Genomic DNA, 20576 nt, shown 5'->3' on the forward strand with positions numbered 1-20576 from the left:
ATTATTAAAAAAGAGAGTAACTCTCTTTTTTAATACTTCAACATTGAATAAACATTATAACCTTGAAGACGTTTACGTCCTTCTAAAGCTTCTAATTCAATAAAAAATGCAATTCCAGCTACTTTTCCGCCTAATCGTTCAACTAATTTAACTGTTGCTTCAACAGTTCCTCCAGTAGCTAGTAAGTCATCAACAATAATAACATTTTGTCCAGGTAAAATACTATCAGCATGCATAAATACTTCATTAGTACCATATTCTAAATCATATTTTTCACTTATAGTTTCCCGTGGTAATTTACCTGGTTTTCTTACAGGTACAAACCCTGCATTTAACTGGTAAGCAACTGGGCATCCAAATAAAAACCCTCTTGCTTCTGGTCCAGCTACAATATCAGTTTTTACACCAAGATCATTAGCCCAAGCAACGAAACGATCAATTGCTTCTTTATAAGCATCTTTATCTTTTAATAATGGTGTAACATCTCTAAATAAAACTCCTTCTTCAGGAAAATCCTGGATATCCGCAACATATTTTGATAAATCCATCTCTATTCCTCCACAATCATATCCTATGATTAACAATTATAACATTTTTATAGTCTAATTAAAACCATTTATATCTTCGATAATTAAATTAACTGATTCGATATTATTAAAAACATTAATACTAAATTTCCCGATAATATCAATACTTTTTACATTTTTATATTTATCATATAAATCTCCGTGATTAAAAAACAATGCTTGACCTCTAGTTTTAGGTAAATCTAAATCAAATCTTATATGTTTACCATTTGAAAGAGCCGTTACTTTACTTACTGGCAAATTAGCTACAAAAAAACTCATTTCCTCATTTCCCTTACCTAAAGGTTCTAATAGCTGTAACTGTTTTACATTATTTATTTTAATTTCATTAATCTCTACAGCAATAACATCAACAGGGGGAGTTTGATAGTTTGCAAGTAATTGATCAAGATATATATCTAAACGCTCTTTTAATTTTTCAACATTATCTATACTTACACTAAAACCACCAGCTAAAGCATGACCACCATAACTGTCTAAAACATCTTGAACTTGTTCAAAAATCTGATTCAAAGGAATTCCTTCAATTCCTCGAGCACTACCTTTATACATATTTTTATCACTATCAAAAGTCATGACAAAACTAGGTCGATTAAATTGATGAGTATACTTTCCAGCAACTAATCCTATTAAACCTTCATGTAATTCACTTTGATAACAATATAAATACTGGTCATCTGGTTTAAGTGTTGAAAGAACCTGCTTATATTGCTGATTAGTCATGTTTTGTCTTTTTGAATTAATTTCAACAGCTTTTTGACTTACAGCTTTCAAAATACCAATTGAAGCATCCTGACGAAAATATTTAACTAAATGATTAGGACTAACGATTTCACTTAACCGTCCAAAAGAATTAATTTTAGGGGCAATTGTATAACCTATTTTAGTGACATCATAACCAGAACTATTACCTAACAATAATTCTAATTGGGGATATTTATTATTTTTCATAAATAATAATGCTCGTTTTACTAAAGCTCGATTTTCATCTAATAAAGGCATCATATCTGAAATTGTTGTTATGGCCGCCAAACAAAATAAATATTGATCATGTTTGTTTAATAAAGCACTGGCTAGTTTATAAGCAACAAATCCACCGGAAATTTCTTTAAAAGGATAATCTGGTGATATTTTAGTATGAATAATTGAAAAAGCATCAGGCAATTCATCATCATAATTATGATGGTCAGTAACAATGACATCAACACCTAACTCATTAGCTCGTTCTATTGCATCGTAAGCTTTAATACCATTATCTACAGTAATTATCAAACTATAATTTTTACTTGCAATCTGTTCTACCCTATTTACATTTAAACCGTACCCATCTTCTTGACGATTAGGAATATGATATCCTACTTCAATACCTAGTTGTCTAAAAGCGTCAACTAAAATAGCAGTCGCTAAAATCCCATCACAATCATAATCACCATATATACAAATTTTTTCTTGATTTTCAATTGCTTCTTGAATTCTCTCTAAAGTTATTTCGGCTTCAGAAAACAAAGAAAAATCATGATACATCAAACGATTAGATAACATTAATTCAATATCTTGTTTTGAATATTGTTTATAAGCAAATATTTTTGCAAGCAATGAATTAATCTGATATTCCTGCATATAATCTTTATAGTCCAAATCATTTATAATTCGCCAGTTCATAGAAACTCCTTTCAAATAAAAATAGTTGCAATGCAACTATTTTGAAATAAAATCCGAAAAATCATTTATACTCAAATGCGATGCTTCTTTAACTACTTGTAAACTTAAATAGTCAAAAAGCTCAGAAAAGTTTAAGTTCATAATATCATCAACAATCTCGCACATTGGAATTGAATCACGTTGTTTCCATTTGCATTCAAATAAATAATCTTTTATTTGTTGTTCAGTAATATTATGAATATCATGTTGTCTAAAATCACGGGCTTTTAATTTAATTAAAAAATTTAGGTCTCTTTTATTAAATTTAAAATCATTACCAGTTTTCACTATTAGCCCTCCGTTTCAAAAGTCACTTACATATTATATGACAAATTTCATCAGAAAGGAAGTGCTTTATGAAAAGAAAACTAATAAATTCTTTCATCATTCTTTCCGCAAGTTCTGCGATCACTAAACTATTTAGTATCCTTAATCGGATGATTTTAGCACGACAATTATCACAAGAAGCAATGGCTTTATATTTTCTAGTTATGCCTACTGTTTCTTTATGCATAACTTTAGGACAGCTAGGCATTCCTTCTGCTGTTTTTCGTCTTATTGCCAATCCTAAATACAATAATAAAAAAATAATCATTTCAGCAATAACTATTAGTCTATTTGCGGGTATCATAGTAATGAGTGCCCTGTTATTTTCTAGTCAATTTATAAGTCATAATTTATTAAAAAACGATGATGCTTTTTATCCATTATTATCATTAATTTTATTTATCCCACTAGTTGGAATAAGTGGCATTATTAAAAATTATTTTCTCGCTAAACAAAATGTATTTTTAGTTGCTAAAGCGGGTTTTATCGAAGAAGCAGCACGTTTAAGTTTTAGTTATATCATGATCAAATCATTTTCTTATTTAGCTAACAATTATTTAGTAACTTTTGCAATGCTTGCTATGTCTGTTGGCGAACTGGCTTCTATTATCTATTTACTTACAAGATTAAACAAAAAACATTTAGTTATTTTAAACAAACAAAAATTAGTAGCTAATTTACAAATTAAGGATATGCTTAATATTGCGATGCCTTTAACCGGCTCTAGACTTTATCAATGTTTAATCAGTTTTTTAGAACCAATTGTCTTAGTTTATGTTTTAAGTAAAATCGGTTTAGATAAAACCACAATTCATAATCAATATGCCATAATTAGTGGTTATGTTATTTCCTTACTTGTAACACCAACATTTTTTAACGGGGTGATTTATCGTTTAATTTTACCTATTATTACTAATGATGTTGCCTATCATCAAATCAAAGCAGCTCGCTATCACCTTTTAGTTGCCTTAATAGGAAGTGTCATGATCAGTATTCCATTTACCTTGATTTTTTATTTTTTTCCGAAAAATTGTTTACAACTTCTATACAATACCACAAGTGGTGCCAATTATCTTAAATATATGGCAATTCCATTTACGATCTACTATTTAGGTACACCACTAAGTGCTCTTTTACAGGCTCTAAATAAAAATAAAGCAATGTTTATTATCAGTATTATTCAATCCACCTTACAAATAATATTAATATTTATTCTTAGTCCGTATTTAAAAGCATTTAGTATTGCCATTAGTACTTTAATAGGGATTATTTTTTCAACAATTGCTTCAATGATCATTTGTTACAAATATCTGTTTATTGAAAACAAATAAAAAAAGTCCAATCATTTTGGACTTATTTATTTTGACTATGTAACCATTTAGAAAAAAGAGCTAATCCAGCTTCAATATCTTCGCTTTTATTAGCAAAGCCAAAACGAAGATGATATTCATTACCAAAGCAGGCTCCAGGAACAAAAAATACTCCAGTATCTTTTTGTAACTTTTCACATAACTCTCTTGATGGTATTGGTAAATGATACTTTAAAAAAGCTATCGTTCCTACAGTTGGTACAACACAATCTACCAATGGTTCTTTTTCTAACCAGTCAATTAAGATTTTTCGATTTTTTTCAATAATATTACGACTTCTTTTTAATATTGTATTATAGTTTTCTAGAACAATTGATCCTAAATAATCTGATAAATAACCAGTTGAAATAATGTGATAATCACGACGATCATTAATTAATTTAATGATTTCATGATTGGCCTTGATCCACCCTAATCTAAGTCCTGCAAATGAAGTGATTTTCGATAATGAAGATGTAGAAATTCCTAAATCATAAAGATCACTAATAGAAACTTCATCATCCTTTAATCCTTGATAAACTTCATCACAGAAAATATAAATATTTTTTTCTTTAGCAATTTCTATTAATTGCATCAAAAATTCTTTAGTATATTTAGTACTAGTAGGATTATTAGGATTGACTAAACAAATCATTTTTGTCTGCTCATTAATTGCCTCTTTAAATTCATCGATATCAGGAATCCAATTATTTTCTTCTTTTAATTCAATCAATGAAGTTGCTACTTGCAATGATTTAGGAAATGAGTAGAACTGCTGATAAGTAGGAGTAACTGTTATAATATGATCACCTGGATTTAATAAACTAATTAATACTAACTCGTTTGCATTTATACACCCTTGCGTGATTGTTATATTATCAATATCTCCTGTTTTATACAATTTACAAATCTGACTTCTTAATCTTTCACTACCAACAATTGGACCATAATCTAGTTTTGTTGTTAAAATATCATTAAGAATTTTATCACGATTACCACTTAATTCTAATAAATCATTTATGCTCATTGAAGCAACACAAGTTTCCGCTAAATTATAGCGATAATCAACTTCATGTTCTGTCATCCATAATTCAACATCAAATAAATCAATTTTCATTAGTGCATCACCTTGCTTAAAAAGTCAATAGCCCGTTTAGATTTTGGGTTAGTAAAGAACTCTTCAGCAGGTGCCTCTTCAATAATCCGACCTTCTTCTAAGAAAATTACACGATCACCAACGTTTCTAGCAAAACCCATTTCATGAGTAACGACTACCATCGTCATTCCTTCTTTAGCTAGTTCTTGCATTACTTCAAGAACTTCAATAACCATTTCTGGATCTAGGGCACTAGTTGGTTCATCAAAAAGCATAACTTCAGGATTCATACATAGAGAACGAGCAATCGCTACCCTTTGTTTTTGTCCCCCTGAAAGCTTATTTGGATATTCATCTTGTTTATCTAATAATCCAACGCGGTCTAAATATTTTTGAGCAACAGCAATTGCTTCATCTTCACTGCGATTTAAAACTTTAATCTGTGCTAAAGTTAAATTTTCTAAAACCGTCTTGTGTGGGAATAAATTAAAATGTTGGAAAACAAATCCCATTTTCTTCAATAGTTGACTATAATTTTCACTATCTTCATTAAATTCCTGACCATCAATAAATATCTTTCCTTCTTCAGGCTTTTCTAAACCAATGATACATCTTAAAACAGTACTTTTACCAGATCCTGAAGGTCCAATAAGTGAAACAATTTCACCTTTTTTTATTTCTAATGAAACATCATTAACAGCAACTAAATCATTAAATTTTTTAGTTATATGTTCTACCTTAATCACTTACAGCTAACTTCCTTTCTACATATCTTCCGACATATGAAATACTAATGGTCATAATTAAATATAATACAGCCGCCATACAATATGGAGACATTACATCAAAATATTGAGTTCCAATTACTTGAGCTGATCTTAATAATTCAACAGCACCAATACAACTAATTAATGATGAGTCTTTTATTAAAGTTATGAATTCACTAATCATTGGTGGGACAATTCTTTTAAAGGCTTGTGGCAAGATAACTAACTGCATTGTTTGACGATGTGTTAATCCTAATGTTTTACAAGCTTCCCATTGCCCTTTATCAACACCATTAATTCCACTTCTAATTAATTCAGTTGAATAAGCACCACTATTAATACTCATAGCAATTACCCCAATTACATAGGTATTAATTCTTAAAACACCACCAGTAATTGCTGTATAGATTGATGGAACAACTGAAAACAGTAATAATATTTGTAATAACATCGGTGTACCACGAATAATTTCTACATAAACATTTCCAATAATTCTAAAAATACGATATTTAGAACGTTTAGCCGTAGCACCCAAAATCCCGAATATTAAACCGATAAAAAGAGAGAGAGCCGCAATAATTAGCGACACCACAGCTCCTTTTACTAAGTATAAAATATTTTCAGGGGTAAAAATTTCATTAAATGCAACAAACATCAATAATTACCTCTTTACTAATCTTCTAATTTTAATAAACCATATTCATCACATAATTGAGTATATTCATCAGATGCTAAGAATTTTTCAATACATTTATTAATTTTTTCAATTAATTCAGTATTTCCTTCTTTAGCAATAACATAGTTTTCTTCATCCATTAATGATTCATCAAGATAAACGAATTGACCATTATTTACATAGTTTTTAGCTACTGCTAAGTCAACGATTACTGCATCATATTGATGAGATGATAAACCTGTAAACATATCTTGAACATCAGTCATACTTACAACTTCAGCCCCTTCAACTTCATTAGCAGCATCTTCTCCAGTAGATCCTGTTTGAGCAGCAATTCTTTTACCATTTAAATCACTAACTTCTTTAATATCAGTATCACTTGGCATAACAGCTACTTGAGCAGTAGCAGTATATGGATCAGACCATTCAACACGACGACTTTCATCATAAGTAAAACCAGAAATACCTAAATCAATTTGATCTCCTTGAAGTTGAGTAATAATGTTATCAAAATCCATTTGTTTGAATTCTAAATTGTATGTTACACCTTCATCTTCAGTCAAATATTGTTCAAATAATTTTACCATTTCAGCATCGAAACCAACAATATTATTATTAGTATCTAATGATTCATATGGTGGATAATCTGGTGAAACACCAATTGTTAATGTAACAGAGTCATCAGAGCTGTTATTAGAACTTTCATTATCTGAATTTCCTCCACAGCCAACCATTGTAAATACTAAAGCACCAATTAATAAACCTTTGAATAATTTTTTCATTTTCCTTCTCCTCTCTTGATAAAATAAAAAGTCTCTTAGCAACATGCTAAGAGACGAATAATTCCGCGGTACCACTCTTATTGATATAATAATATATCCACTCTTGTCTTTAAAGCAGACTTACTGACTACCCTACTATTAGTTCAAATAGTCCCCTCAAAAGTGCGGTTCATTCAATCTATTTACTAACCTTCCACCATCGTTAGCTCGCTATCAAACTCAATTAAATTACTCTCTTTTTCATCAGGTTTAACACTTAAACATTATAAAAATATTTTTTTAGATGTCAATAGTTTTTACTATTTATGATTAAGAAAATTATCTTTAATCGCCGTAATTTGATCACTAAACATCCTTAATGGCTCATTATAAGTCTCTAATTCTTCAATTACTTCATCAAGCATTTCATTAGTTTGTTGAATCTTTTTTACGTTATTATGATACAATTTTGTATTCTGACGTTTCCTTTCTTCACTTTTCAATAAGAAATAACATCCTAAAATCAATAACACAAAAATTGCTACAATCATCATTAACCATTTTAAAAATTCCATACTATCACCTATTTATAGTATACCACATTTAATCAATCCAGCCAAAATATTTACAGGCAAATTCAATACCATCTTCTTTATTTGATTTAGTAACAAAGGTAGCTGCCTTTTTTACTTCATCGATAGCATTACCCATGGCAATTGAACAAGGAGCTTGTTTCATCATAGAAATATCATTAATCCCATCGCCAAAAACAACAATATCTTGTGGATTTCCTTTTAATATATCAACCATTTTTAAAATACCTTGATATTTTTCAATCGGCTCAACTATCAGTTGATCGCCATGATAACGCATATAGCCTAATTTATGAATTGATTTTAATAAAGATTCTTGTTTAGGTGTTGCCATGATAAAAATTTTAAAAATTTGATCAACTTGATGAAAATCCAATGTTTCATCGATTATTAAATCACCTGGTAAATGATACCCATTTATCCAGTCATTACAGCTATATAATTGAGGATTATCACCTAAAGAAACAGCAAATGGAAAATGATTTTCTAAACATTCATCGATTATCTCTAAACAAATTTCACGGTTTAATGGTTCAATTCCCAATAATTTACCATTAATTACTAACCCATTGCCACCATCACAAACTAAATTATCAATCTTAGAAGTTTTACTAAATTCCATTGCCATCCAATGAGCTCGACCTGTTGCAATAGCGACAAAATGACCATTAGCCCTTAATTTATCTAATGTTTTAAAAGTTGATGGTAAAACAATTCCACCAGGATTATCATTCGTTAATGTTCCATCAATATCAAAAAAGAAAAACTTTTTCATAAACTCACCACCTTATAAAGTTATTATAATGTATTAATTAAAAATGACAACTAAGAAAATTATTTATCCAGTAAATATATTGCAAATTCAATCGCTAAATCAACAATAGTATTTTTTTGATCAATTTTTTCTTCGTTATCCAAACTGCGCAGTTCATAATTTTCACTACCAAGATTATCTGCACTATAAAAAAACTGTGTTATTTCATAATCTCTAAATTTGGCTAAAGCTGCTATAGCTGAACATTCCATATCAACACATATACATCCTTGCTCTTTGCGGATCTTAACTTTATTTACTGTTTCTCGATAAATAGCATCATTGCTCCAAACCTTTCCAACAGTATAATTAATCTTTTTCATCTTTAAAAATGCAAGTAAGTCATCGAATCGCTTAACATTAACAGCTATTTCATGACCAGCTTTTACATAATGATAACTAGTCCCTTCATCTCGAATTGCCTTGTCTGGTACAATAATTGAACAATCTTTAATATTAGCATCTAATACTCCACAAGTTCCAAAAACAACAAGTTTTTCAACCCCTAAAGCAAATAATTCTTCATATTCACAAACTAACGTAGGTGCTCCTACCTGGGCCATAATTAAACCAATTTCATAAGTATCAATTTTAAGGCAGTAAAATGGTAATTTGCCATTAGCACTTTTCAAATAAGCAACAACATGATGCGGATATTTTTTTTAAGCATTTTCAATTAAATTATTAGCAAAAACACTAACTGCAATTTTAGGACAGTAATTAATTTTTTCAACAATATCAGCAGGATTGAAAATAGCTTGAGGATTGTCATCAAAAGTATATTTATCCATTTTTTTACTCCTAAATATTATTTATTAAAATTCATTTTATACAATGTTGCATATTGCCCATTTTTAGCCATCAATTCTTCATGTGTTCCTTGTTCTACAATTCCTTCAGGTGAAAGTACACAAATTCGTTTAGCATTTTTGATTGTTGATAGACGATGAGCAATAACTAAAGTAGTTCGATTTTTAGCTAATGACTCTAAAGATTTTTGAACAATATATTCACTTTCATTATCAAGAGCACTAGTAGCTTCGTCAAAAATTAAAATAGGTGGATTTTTTAAAAATACTCGAGCTATACTTAAACGCTGTTTTTGACCACCAGATAACTTAACGCCACGTTGACCGCAATCTGTATAATAACCATCAGGTAATTCCATGATAAAATCATGAGCATTAGCTTTTTTAGCTGCTGCAATAACTTCTTCATCACTAGCATCATTACGTCCATAACGAATATTATCTAAAATTGTACCAGCAAATAAATAAACATCTTGTTGGACAATACCAATATTTTGTCGCAATGAATTTAGTTTGATATCTTTTATATTTTGATCATCGATTAAAATATTTCCAGCACTAACTTCATAAAAACGCGGTAATAAAGAACAAATAGTCGTTTTACCAGCTCCCGACATTCCTACTAAAGCCACATATTCACCAGGCTCGATTTTTAGATTTATATCCTTTAAAATATAATCACTATTTTCATTATATCGAAAATCAACATGCTGATATTCAATCTTCCCTTTGACATTTGTTAAATCTTTAGCATCTTTAGAATCTGTTATATCTGGTTCGATTTCTAAAATTTCCATAAAACGTTCAAAACCAGTAATTCCATCTTGGAACTGTTCAGTAAAGTTAATAAATTTCTTTACTGGATCGATAAGATTATTTACATAAAGTAAAAAAGCAATTAAATCAGGTGTCGTTAAAGTTTCTTTAGAAATAAAAATAGCTCCAAAGAATACTGCTACAACTGTAATCATACTAGTAAAAGCACCAAGACCTGAATGGAATCTTCCCATATAATAGTAACTATTACGTTTGCTTTTTACATAACGATTGTTTTCGTGATGAAATCGATCAATTTCATAATCTTCATTACTAAAACTTTTTACAACCCTGATTCCCGATAAATTATCTTCTAAACGCGCATTAATATCACCAACACGTTGCTTATTTTTTTTATAAGCTTTTTTCATCTTTTTATTATAATAAATAATAAAAGCTCCCATGACTGGTATAAAAGCAAAAATAATCAGTGTTAATTTTAAATTAATTGTTGCTAAAATGATAAAAGCCCCAAAAAACTTAATTAGCGATATTACAATATCTTCAGGACCATGATGATATAATTCAGTTAATGAAAATAAATCATTTGTAAGTCGAGACATCAATTGTCCGGTTTTTTGTTCATCATAAAAACTAAAAGACAATTTTTGATAATGTAAAAAAAGCTCATTTCGTAAGTCACGTTCCATCAATACACCCATTACATGGCCTTGATAAGCAATAAAATAATTACATAAATACTCAATAACAACTAGAACAACCATTATTAATCCTAATTTATAGATAATCATAATATCAAAATTAGCATCTATTAAAACCGTCCCTGTAATATATCTAGTAATCATTGGAAAAACTAAGGTTACTCCAGCACCAACGATTGCACAAAACATATCAGCCAAAAACAGTTTCCAATATGGTCGATAATACGATAAAAACTTCTTTGTCCTTGCAGACATTACCTATCCCCCCTAATACTTTATCTATAATACCATAAATAAAATTATTTTTTAACAATAAGTAATTCTCCAATAACTAATTGTTAAGATTACGTTAAGCTAATTTACATCTTCTTAATGTTTATATATTATGACATTATATAGGGGTGTGATCATATGACTTTAGCAAATATTAACTGGCCTTATATTATAGCTGGTTTAGGCTTATTCCTTTTTGGAATCCAGTATATGGGAGAAGGATTAAAAAAATATTCTGGTGATAAATTAAAAAATATAATTGATAAATACACTTCTAATCAATTTAAAAGTATTATTATTGGTGCTTTTGTCACTTGTTTAATTCAGTCAAGTTCGGGAACTACTGCTCTTACAATTGGATTAATTCGCTCGGGGTTGATGAGTTTCAAACAATCAATCGGTATTATTATGGGAGCTAACATTGGTACAATTATTACTTCTGTTTTTGTTGGTTCTAGGTTATCACAATACTCAGTTTATTTTATTATTTTTGGCGCTATCTTTTTATTATTTTCTAAAAGTAAAAAACCAGCTTATTTAGGACAAGTTATTTTTGGATTTGGATGTTTATTTTATGGATTAGAACTAATGGGTAATAATCTAGCGAATATCTCAGAAATATCAGAATTTTCCCAGATTACTAGCTATTTAGTTAAAAATCCTTTACTAGGATTACTTGGTGGTATTATTCTTACAGCAATTGTACAATCATCCGCTGCTATTATTGCCATTATCCAGCAAATGTATGCTATTAAAGCTATTAATCTAACTATTGCTTTACCATTTTTATTTGGAAGTAATATTGGTACAACAATTACTGCAGTAATCGCTTCAATTGGTGGTAATATTTCCGCTAAAAGAGCAGCCTTTTTCCACGTTTTTTTCAACATCGTTGGTGCAATAATTTTTATGCTCTTTTTAAATCCATTTACAAGTTTAATTGAAACTATTACAGCAGCATTTAATATATCAGCTAAATTACAATTATCGTTAGCTCATGCAATTTTTAATATCATAACAACTTTGATTTTTTATCCATTTATTCCAATAATTTATAAATACATTAAAAAAATTATAAAATCACGAAATAAAGAGATTGAACCAGATTTAAGTGAATTAGACCCTAATGTAATAGGAATTTTTCCAAGTCATGCTTTAGCAATATCTAAAAATAAAACTATTGAAATGGCTAAAATTACAGCTCTTGGCGTTAAGGAAACCAAAAATTATTTTCAAACCAAAAATCCGGATATTAAAAACAAGATCTTTGAAATCGAAGATACTATTAATACTTTAGACAAGAAAATAACTGATTATCTTATACTAATTAATCAAGAAACACTAAACGATCATCAAACGATCGAATATATTGCCAATATGAAAACAATCAAGGATTTAGAACGAATTGGCGATTTATGTATTAATATGACTAATTATTATGAAGCCATTTATGATGAAAAAGAAGATTTTTCTCTTGAAGCACGAATTGATTTAGAAACAATGATGAATCTAGTTATTGATATGCTTGAACATAGTATTAAATCTTTTGAAAATCATGAATTTGATGATATCAAATATATCAACGATAAAGAATCTGACTTAGACTATTTCAATAAAAAAGCTAAACAGCGCCATATTATGCGTGTTACTAATAAAATCGAAAAATCAGCATTAGTAAATTCTACTTACGTTGATATTCTTGCAAATATTGAAAGAATTGGTGATCATTGTCAAAATATTGCACAATCATACTTATTAGATGAAGGTTTTTAGTTCTATAAAGATAAACCTGACACGGTTTATCTTTATTATTTTGTCAAGAAATGTTATCCTATTATTAGATTATTTTTAAAGGAGTATACAATGAAACTACATTTAACAAATTATGATCCTAGTGAATATTTGATTTTCCAGGATTTCTTAAACAATCTTTCAAAAAAAGGTTACAATTGTAAAAATGTTGATATTTTCACATTTTTTAAAAAAGATAATCAACAATACTATTACAAAACTGATCTTTTTGTACCAAGTAATAAAAACATTAGTCTACGCCGTTTAAAAGAACAATGGTTAAATGATTATATTGATAATGGTTATGAATATGTTGGTCGAACAAGAAAAATATATGTTTTTAGATCTAAAAAGAAAAATGATTATACTGGTACTGAAAAAGAATTGTTGACTAATTACTTTAAAAGAAACAGAACTTTTATGAACTTTGTATTCATATTTTTAGCTGTTTTATTTTCATATTTATTTATTCCTAATGTTTTTACTAATCTTAATCCTAGTGAATTTGTAAGTAATGGATCAATAATTTTACATTATGTACCATTATTACTATGTATTAGTTTATTATGTCGTTTTATGTTTCACTATTTAGCAACAGAGGTATTAAAAGGTAAGTTTAAACGAAAAATAAATATTATCAATAATAAAACTTTTGTTTTTAATAACTGGCTTTTTATTATTTCTATTGTTTTAATTGTTGTTGGTCTAGGTTTAGATTATTTTGAAAGAAAAAATGAACCTGTTAACGACGAAATTATCTCTTTAGCTGATTTAGGTTATCCTGGTGATCAAAAAACTTATGATACTTGCATCACTAGCAGCAGTTTTTTAATCGATAATTCAGTAAGTTATAGTGAAACTAATGGTAAAGAAGTTATTAAAGTTAATTATTATCAATATAGCGATAAGTCTAAAGCTACCCAAGGATTAGAAAACTATCAATCAAGCATCAATTATAGTTTTAAAAAAGAAATATCTAACGGATATCTTTTAGGTGAAGGCGAAGAAGAAATCTATAATGTTATTGCATTTGTAAAAGATAACCAGTTAATTGTTTTACAAAGTAATTTGGATTTACTTTCTAATAATCTTTATGAAACTGTTATCGAAAAAGCATAATAGTTTTGTTAATTCTATACTTATAAAAAAACAAGGCCGAATCAGCCTTGTTTTTATAGTTTTGTCAACAATTTTACAATCTCATCGATTTTTTGATCAGCGTCGTGTTCATTAATTGCGTTTTTTACACAATGATTTAAATGATTAGTCAACACTTCATTATTAGCATTTTTAATTAGTGATTGAATTGCTAGTAATTGATTAGCGATATCAATGCAATAACGATCCTCTTCAATCATTTTGATTACTGCATCAATTTGCCCACGAGCTGTTTTTAACCTTAATAGCACTTTTTCATTAGACATTTTTAATTCCTACTACCTTATACCCTGCTTTTTCAACAGCACTTGTCAAAGTTTGATCATCTTGAATAGTTTCAACAGTAGCCATATTGTTTTCTAAATCAACAATAGCACTTGTTTCTGGTAAACCATTTAAAGCATCTGATACATGTTTTTGACAATGTTGACACATCATTCCTTCAATTTTAATTTCTTTTTTCATTTTCTTATTCTCCTTTAAATAATATGGTTTAAATCTTTTTAATCTTAATGCATTACTTACAACACAAACTGATGAAAGTGACATACATAGAGATCCAATCATAGCATCTAAACGAATTCCAAATGATAAATAGAAAACCCCTGCTGCAATCGGAATTCCAATTACGTTATAGATAAATGCCCAGAATAAATTTTCTTTAATATTTTTAATAGTTCGTTTAGAAAGCTCTAATGAAGATACAATATCACGAATATCATCTTTCATTAAAATTACATCAGCTGCATCAATAGCAATATCATTTCCTTTTCCAATAGCAACTCCAACATCACTACGAACTAAAGCGGGAGCATCATTGATTCCATCTCCTACCATTAAAACATGATTTCCATCTTCTTGCAATTTTTTAATTACATTTTCTTTATCTTGTGGTAACACTTCAGCAATAACTTCATCTAATCCTAATTTTTTATTTATTGCTTGAGCAGTACCTTTTAAATCACCAGTTAACATAACTGTTTTAATATTCATTTCTTTTAATCTTTCAATTGCCTGACGACTAGTTTCTTTGATATCATCAAAAATACTTACTAAACCAATAACCCTATCTTTTTGAGCTAAGAATACTAGTGTTTTTCCTTGATTTAAATAATCATCTACTTTTTCTTGATAATTAGATAAATCCAAGTTAGCTTCTTTGATCATTCTTAAATTACCAACCAAATATTCCTGATCATCAATTTTTCCTTGAATACCTAAACCGCTTAATGATTTAAATTCAGTTGTTTCTTTTAATTCCAATTGCATCAAGTTAGCTTTTTCAATAAACGCATTAGCTAAAACATGGCTTGATCCTTTTTCTAAAGAAGCAATTATTTTAATTACTTCACTATTGCTTAAACAATCACTATAAATATCGCTTACTTGAGCCATTCCTTTTGTCAATGTTCCAGTTTTATCAAAGACAACGACATCAACAGTATTTTCATTTTCAAGTACTTCTGCACTTTTTATTAAAATACCATTACTTGCCCCAACTCCGGTAGCTACCATAATAGCAACTGGAGTGGCTAAACCTAATGCACATGGACAAGAAATTACCAGAACGGCAATCGCACTAGTAATGGCAAAGTTTAATCCCATCCCTGCTATTAACCAGCCAACAAAAGTTATTAAAGAAATTAAAATAACTCCTGGTACAAAATATTTTACCACCTTATCAATTGTTCTAGTCATCGGTGCTTTAGAACTTGATGCTTCTTCAACAAGTTCAATAATTTTTGCTAATGTACTATCTTCAACGGTCTTAGTAACTTGATAAATAAAGGAACCTTGTAAGTTATTAGTTCCGCCAATAACTAAACTATCTACTTCTTTTTCTACTGGTAAACTTTCACCTGTAATCATCGATTCATCAACAGAACTAAAGCCTTGAACTATCTTACCATCAACAGGTATTGTTTCATTTGCTTTTACTAAAACCTGATCATTAATTTTTAACTCAGAAATCTTAACAATTTCTTCTTTACCATCAACTATTCGTCGTGCTACTTCCGGTGCTAATTCTAATAATTTACTAATTGCATCAGTTGTCTTTTTCTTTGACTTAGCTTCTAGATATTTTCCAAAACTAATTAAAGTAACAATCATCCCTGCTGATTCAAAATAAACATTATGAACTAGATGAGCTGTATCCATTGCACCAGTTAAAGCTAAAAACAATGAATAAAAACTATAAACAATCGAAGCCCCAGCTCCTAAAGCAATTAAAGAATCCATAGTTGGATCTAAATGAAATAAATTTTTAAATCCATTAATATAATAATTTCGCTTAATAATAACAATTGGTATTAAAAAAATTATTTGCAAAGCAATATTTACATAGGGATTTTCTCTAACAATACTAGGAATTGGATAATTGAACATCGAAGACATCGATACATACATCAATAATCCAAGAGCAATAAAACAATAAATCAATTGCTTTTTTAAGTCCTTAAGATCATCATTATCAATTAATGTATCATCAAAATTACTTGCCTGATACCCACCATCACTTACCGCTTTAAAAATCATTGCATCATTAACTTTAGTTTCATCAAATTCCACGGTCATAGAATTTGTAAGCAGATTAACTTCTACATTATCAACACCTGGAATTTTAGCAACACTATTATGAACATGATTTTCACATGCAGAACATGTCATACCTTTAACACTATATTTCTGTTTCATACTTCCTCCTAACCCCCCCTCCATAGGGGGTACGGTTATAGTATATAACATTAATTTGCTTTTTTCAAGCAATATGAAAAAACTATTACCAAAGTAATAGTTAATAAAATTTACAGATTTCAGCTACTGTCTTTCGTTTAGGCCGAGCCGGTTCAATATCTGGCAGTCCTAAAGCAATTACTGATACGATTATTTCATTATCAGATATCTCCAATATATCTCTTATTTTTTTAGCATCACGAATTCCCATGATCAAAGTTCCTAATCCTAAATCTGTTGCTTTTAATATTAGATTTTGATTATGTAAACCTAAATCATAAATACCCCAGCCATTTTCTAATTCATTAGTGCTGCTGCCATCACGTCCAAATCCAGCCCGATTTTTTATAAAAGTTGTTACAATCACTACTGGTGCATCTTGGCAATTTTCTTGATTAAATGGTGGTAAACATTCTTTTTTGATTTTAGCTAATAATTCAGGTGATGTGATAACATGATATCTAGCAGTCTGACTATTTTTCCATGAGGGTGCTTCTATTCCGGCTTGAATAATTGTTTCAATAGTTTTTTTATCGATACTAGTATTTTTGTATTTACGAATACTACGACGCTTATTAATCACTTGATCTAATGTCATTGTAATTTGCCTCCTATCTTTATAATTCCTTTAATTATATTATAACAGATAAATTTATCTAAAAACTAATCTACAACCTAAAAACAGCACAAATACTGATATTTTTCAAATTAATAGACTTTGTCTATTTAAAAATTTATATCAATCTCTGTGCTGTTTATCATTAATTATAATTTACTTATTTATTATTTATTTAATTGAATCATTAAATCACAAATCTTATTTGAAAACTCAACCGGATTATCAATTGAGAAACCTTCGATTAATAAAGCTTGATCATATAAAATGCTTGCATAATCATTAATTTTTTCCGGATTATTTTCATAAACCTTTTTCATAGCATTAAAGATATCATGATTTGGATTAATTTCTAAGATTCTTCCCGCTTTAATTCCTTGTGCTTGTCCATCAGGCATTTGACTTAATACTTTTTCCATTTCAAAAGAAACACCTTCACTAGATACTAAGCATACTGGGTGAGTTTTTAAACGTGCTGAAACTTTAACATCAACAACTTTATCACCTAAAGAATCTTTAATAGCTGTTAATAAATCTTTGTTTTCTTCATTAGTTTTTTCTAATTCTTTCTTTTCTTCTTCACTTTCAATGTCTAAATCACCTTGGGCAACACTCTTGAATGGTTTTTCTTTATAATCACGCATCATTTGGAAACAGAATTCATCAACATTATCTATTAAGTATAAAACGTCGAATCCTTTATCTTTTACTACTTCAACTTGTGGTAATGTAGCAATCTTGTCTAATGTTTCACCGCTGGCAAAATAAATTTCTTTTTGATTTTCTGGCATCTTTTCAACATATTCAGCTAAAGTAATATATTTTTCTTCTTTACTAGAATAATATAGTAATAAATCTTGTAATTTTTCTTTTAACATTCCATAACTGTTGTAAATACCAAATTTTAATTGTAAACCAAAGTTATCAAAGAATTCTAAATATTTATCACGATCGTTTTTCAACATATTTTCTAATTCAGATTGAATTTTCTTTTCAATCTTATCAGCAATAACTTTTAATTGACGATCATGTTGTAACATTTCTCTTGAAATGTTTAATGATAAATCTTCAGAATCAACTAACCCTTTAACAAATCTAAAATGTTCAGGTACTAATTCACTGGCTTTATCCATGATAAAGACACCTTTAGAATATAGTTGTAATCCTTTTTCATAATCATTTGAATAATAGTTCATTGGTGCTTTAGAAGGGATAAATAGTAATGCATCATATGATACCGTTCCTTCAACACGGCTATGAATTACTTTTAATGGATCATTAAAATCATTAAATTTATCTTTATAGAAATCATTATATTCTTCATCAGTGATTTCTCGTTTATTTCTTTTCCATAAAGGAACCATTGAGTTCAATGTTTTATTTTCTACTACATCTTCATATTCATCACTATCTTCTTTTTTCTTAGAAACAGTCATATCCATAACAATAGGATAATGTACATAGTCAGAATATTTTTTAACTAAGCTTTGTAAATGATATTGATCTAAATATTCATCATAATTTTCATCATCAGTATTATCTTTTAAATATAGTTTAATTGTTGTTCCATGATCACCAACATTAGTTTCAAAAATTTCATATCCGTCTGTTACTTCTGAAACCCAAGTATATCCTTGATCAGTTCCGTATTTTTTAGAAATTACTTCCACTTTTTTAGCTACCATAAAAGCTGCATAAAATCCAACCCCGAATTGACCAATAATATCAATATCATCATGTTCAACTTCGTTTTTAAAATCAAAAGAACCACTATTAGCAATTGTACCTAAATGAGTTTCTAACTCATCTTTATCCATCCCAATACCATGATCTTTGATCGTTAAAATACGATTATCTTTATCTACAGACAATTCAATTTTTAAATCTTCACGATTAATTGAAGAAATATTTTCTGTTAAAGCTTTATAGTAAAGTTTATCACTTGCATCACTAGCATTAGAAATCAACTCTCTTAAAAATATTTCTTTATGTGTATAAATAGAATTAATCATTAAATCTAATAATCTTTTTGATTCTGCTTTAAATTGTTTTTTTTCTGCCATATTTATCTACATCTCCATTCTTTAGCACTCTCTAAACTTCTGTGCTAAAGATATTCTAATACAAGGCTTTAGCACTGTCAAGTAAAAAGTGCCAAAAATAAAAATAGGCCAAATATTTTAAAGCCTATTTAAAATTACTAGATTAAACCTAATTTAATAAATTCATCATAAACACCATCATTTTCAACACTTAAACAAATCCGATCAGCTATTTTCTTTAACTCCAAACTGCCATTTTCCATAACTACACCACAGTCTACCGTTTTGATCATATCATAATCATTCATACTATCTCCAAAACCAATCGTATCTTTAATATCCATTTGTAAGTATTCAATAGCATGTTTAATTCCTGTACCTTTATTGTCAGTTTTAGAAATTATTTCACCATTTAAATTTGTATTTCCTAAATCATGTAGAATAAAAATAACATCGTCATCTAATTCTTTTTTCGCCGCTAAAAAATCATCTTTATTTCTTGCCACAAAAGATATCTTATGAACACCTAAACCATCATAGCTATCCATATCGTGAGCATTAAATTTTTCATTGTGTTCAGCAATAATTCGTTCCATCTCTGAATTAGTGATATCTTCTTGATCAAGTTTAGCGAATAATTCAATCATTTTTTTTGACATATAGGTTATATTAGTACATTCATAATTATAAACAATATTATTTTCATCAAAAACTTTCGTAACTTTTTTAACTAAATCATTTGAAAAGAAACAACAATGAACGACATGACCATCAATTTCAACATAACTACCAGCACTAGTAATAATCCCATCAAAATTTACTTCTTTTAACTCCTGGTTGATCCCTGCTTTATTTCTACCAGTACAAATGAAAATTTTATGACCATTTTTTCTTGCTTGATTAATAGCTTCTTTAACTTTAGGACTAATTGTTTGATGATTAGCAACAATTGTTCCATCAACATCTAAAAATACTGCTTTTTTATTCATTTCTTTAACCCCC

The 20576-nt window shown here is 28.7% G+C and carries 20 protein-coding genes and 1 other annotated feature; of the genes, 3 read left to right on the forward strand and 17 right to left on the reverse strand.

All coding sequences use genetic code 11. The annotated features are described in order from the left end of the window. Positions 1 to 29: 29 nt before the first annotated feature. Genes B5F09_RS00700 through B5F09_RS00710 form a run of 3 tightly spaced genes read right to left on the reverse strand, consistent with a single transcriptional unit; the run spans position 30 to position 2576 of the window. Positions 30 to 548, reverse strand: a complete 519-nt coding sequence (locus tag B5F09_RS00700) for an adenine phosphoribosyltransferase (protein WP_087298416.1) — start codon at positions 546 to 548, stop codon at positions 30 to 32. Between the two features lie 54 nt (positions 549 to 602). Next, complete coding sequence (recJ, locus tag B5F09_RS00705) at positions 603 to 2249, reverse strand: single-stranded-DNA-specific exonuclease RecJ (protein WP_087370574.1); 1647 nt, start codon at positions 2247 to 2249, stop codon at positions 603 to 605. A 36-nt stretch (positions 2250 to 2285) separates the two neighbouring features. Then, on the reverse strand, positions 2286 to 2576 hold the full coding sequence (locus tag B5F09_RS00710) for a post-transcriptional regulator (RefSeq protein WP_087298414.1): 291 nt from the start codon (positions 2574 to 2576) through the stop codon (positions 2286 to 2288). A 68-nt stretch (positions 2577 to 2644) separates the two neighbouring features. Here B5F09_RS00710 and B5F09_RS00715 point away from each other — a divergent pair, with 68 nt between their 5' ends. Next, positions 2645 to 3946, forward strand: coding sequence for an oligosaccharide flippase family protein (locus B5F09_RS00715; RefSeq protein WP_087370577.1), 1302 nt, complete (start codon positions 2645 to 2647; stop codon positions 3944 to 3946). Positions 3947 to 3968: 22 nt separating this feature from the next. On the opposite strand, the gene B5F09_RS00720 is transcribed toward B5F09_RS00715, so the two are convergent. The 9 genes from B5F09_RS00720 to B5F09_RS00755 form a co-directional block, all read right to left on the reverse strand. Further along, positions 3969 to 5081, reverse strand: coding sequence for an aminotransferase class I/II-fold pyridoxal phosphate-dependent enzyme (locus B5F09_RS00720; protein ID WP_087298412.1), 1113 nt, complete (start codon positions 5079 to 5081; stop codon positions 3969 to 3971). Continuing rightward, on the reverse strand, positions 5081 to 5806 hold the full coding sequence (locus tag B5F09_RS00725; RefSeq protein ID WP_087370580.1) for an amino acid ABC transporter ATP-binding protein: 726 nt from the start codon (positions 5804 to 5806) through the stop codon (positions 5081 to 5083). Before B5F09_RS00725 ends, B5F09_RS00720 begins: the two co-directional genes overlap by 1 nt. Beyond that, positions 5799 to 6482 (reverse strand): amino acid ABC transporter permease, encoded by a 684-nt coding sequence (locus B5F09_RS00730; protein ID WP_087298410.1) that lies wholly within the window; start codon positions 6480 to 6482, stop codon positions 5799 to 5801. The genes B5F09_RS00725 and B5F09_RS00730 overlap by 8 nt, the downstream gene beginning before the upstream one ends. Before the next feature lie 17 nt (positions 6483 to 6499). After that, positions 6500 to 7285, reverse strand: a complete 786-nt coding sequence (locus B5F09_RS00735; protein ID WP_239404199.1) for a transporter substrate-binding domain-containing protein — start codon at positions 7283 to 7285, stop codon at positions 6500 to 6502. A gap of 46 nt (positions 7286 to 7331) precedes the next feature. Then, positions 7332 to 7538, reverse strand: a binding site (T-box leader). 46 nt (positions 7539 to 7584) lie between these two features. Beyond that, positions 7585 to 7839 (reverse strand): hypothetical protein, encoded by a 255-nt coding sequence (locus B5F09_RS00740; protein ID WP_087370583.1) that lies wholly within the window; start codon positions 7837 to 7839, stop codon positions 7585 to 7587. Between the two features lie 28 nt (positions 7840 to 7867). Continuing rightward, a complete protein-coding gene (locus B5F09_RS00745) occupies positions 7868 to 8632 on the reverse strand; it encodes an HAD hydrolase family protein (protein WP_087298408.1) in 765 nt (254 codons plus the stop codon). A 59-nt stretch (positions 8633 to 8691) separates the two neighbouring features. After that, positions 8692 to 9303 (reverse strand): nucleoside phosphorylase, encoded by a 612-nt coding sequence (locus B5F09_RS00750; protein WP_204215147.1) that lies wholly within the window; start codon positions 9301 to 9303, stop codon positions 8692 to 8694. Between the two features lie 30 nt (positions 9304 to 9333). Then, the gene (locus B5F09_RS15260) at positions 9334 to 9462 is read right to left on the reverse strand and encodes a hypothetical protein (RefSeq protein WP_255375459.1); all 129 of its coding nucleotides are present in this window, start codon (positions 9460 to 9462) and stop codon (positions 9334 to 9336) included. Positions 9463 to 9479: 17 nt separating this feature from the next. Beyond that, entirely contained in the window at positions 9480 to 11213 is a 1734-nt protein-coding gene (locus B5F09_RS00755; RefSeq protein WP_087298406.1) for an ABC transporter ATP-binding protein, read from the reverse strand. 156 nt (positions 11214 to 11369) lie between these two features. On the opposite strand from B5F09_RS00755, the gene B5F09_RS00760 reads away from it, so the two are divergent. Next, a complete protein-coding gene (locus B5F09_RS00760; protein WP_087298405.1) occupies positions 11370 to 13004 on the forward strand; it encodes a Na/Pi cotransporter family protein in 1635 nt (544 codons plus the stop codon). Positions 13005 to 13094: 90 nt separating this feature from the next. After that, entirely contained in the window at positions 13095 to 14141 is a 1047-nt protein-coding gene (locus B5F09_RS00765) for a DUF2812 domain-containing protein (protein WP_087370585.1), read from the forward strand. 53 nt (positions 14142 to 14194) lie between these two features. Here B5F09_RS00765 and B5F09_RS00770 read toward each other — a convergent pair whose 3' ends face one another. The 5 genes from B5F09_RS00770 to B5F09_RS00790 all read right to left on the reverse strand — a co-directional run bounded on the left by B5F09_RS00770 (position 14195) and on the right by B5F09_RS00790 (position 20563). Further along, positions 14195 to 14446 carry a metal-sensing transcriptional repressor gene (locus tag B5F09_RS00770; protein ID WP_087370588.1) on the reverse strand — a complete coding sequence of 84 codons (252 nt, stop codon included), beginning with the start codon at positions 14444 to 14446 and terminating at the stop codon, positions 14195 to 14197. Further along, positions 14439 to 16877, reverse strand: coding sequence for a heavy metal translocating P-type ATPase (locus tag B5F09_RS00775; RefSeq protein WP_087370591.1), 2439 nt, complete (start codon positions 16875 to 16877; stop codon positions 14439 to 14441). Before B5F09_RS00775 ends, B5F09_RS00770 begins: the two co-directional genes overlap by 8 nt. A gap of 100 nt (positions 16878 to 16977) precedes the next feature. Beyond that, the gene (locus tag B5F09_RS00780) at positions 16978 to 17514 is read right to left on the reverse strand and encodes a nitroreductase (protein WP_087370594.1); all 537 of its coding nucleotides are present in this window, start codon (positions 17512 to 17514) and stop codon (positions 16978 to 16980) included. Positions 17515 to 17699: 185 nt separating this feature from the next. Continuing rightward, a complete protein-coding gene (htpG, locus tag B5F09_RS00785; protein WP_087298400.1) occupies positions 17700 to 19595 on the reverse strand; it encodes a molecular chaperone HtpG in 1896 nt (631 codons plus the stop codon). Between the two features lie 137 nt (positions 19596 to 19732). Next, positions 19733 to 20563, reverse strand: coding sequence for a Cof-type HAD-IIB family hydrolase (locus B5F09_RS00790; RefSeq protein ID WP_087370596.1), 831 nt, complete (start codon positions 20561 to 20563; stop codon positions 19733 to 19735). Positions 20564 to 20576: the final 13 nt, after the last annotated feature.

Source organism: Erysipelatoclostridium sp. An173, from assembly GCF_002160495.1.
Classification (GTDB): domain Bacteria; phylum Bacillota_I; class Bacilli_A; order Erysipelotrichales; family Coprobacillaceae; genus Thomasclavelia; species Thomasclavelia merdavium.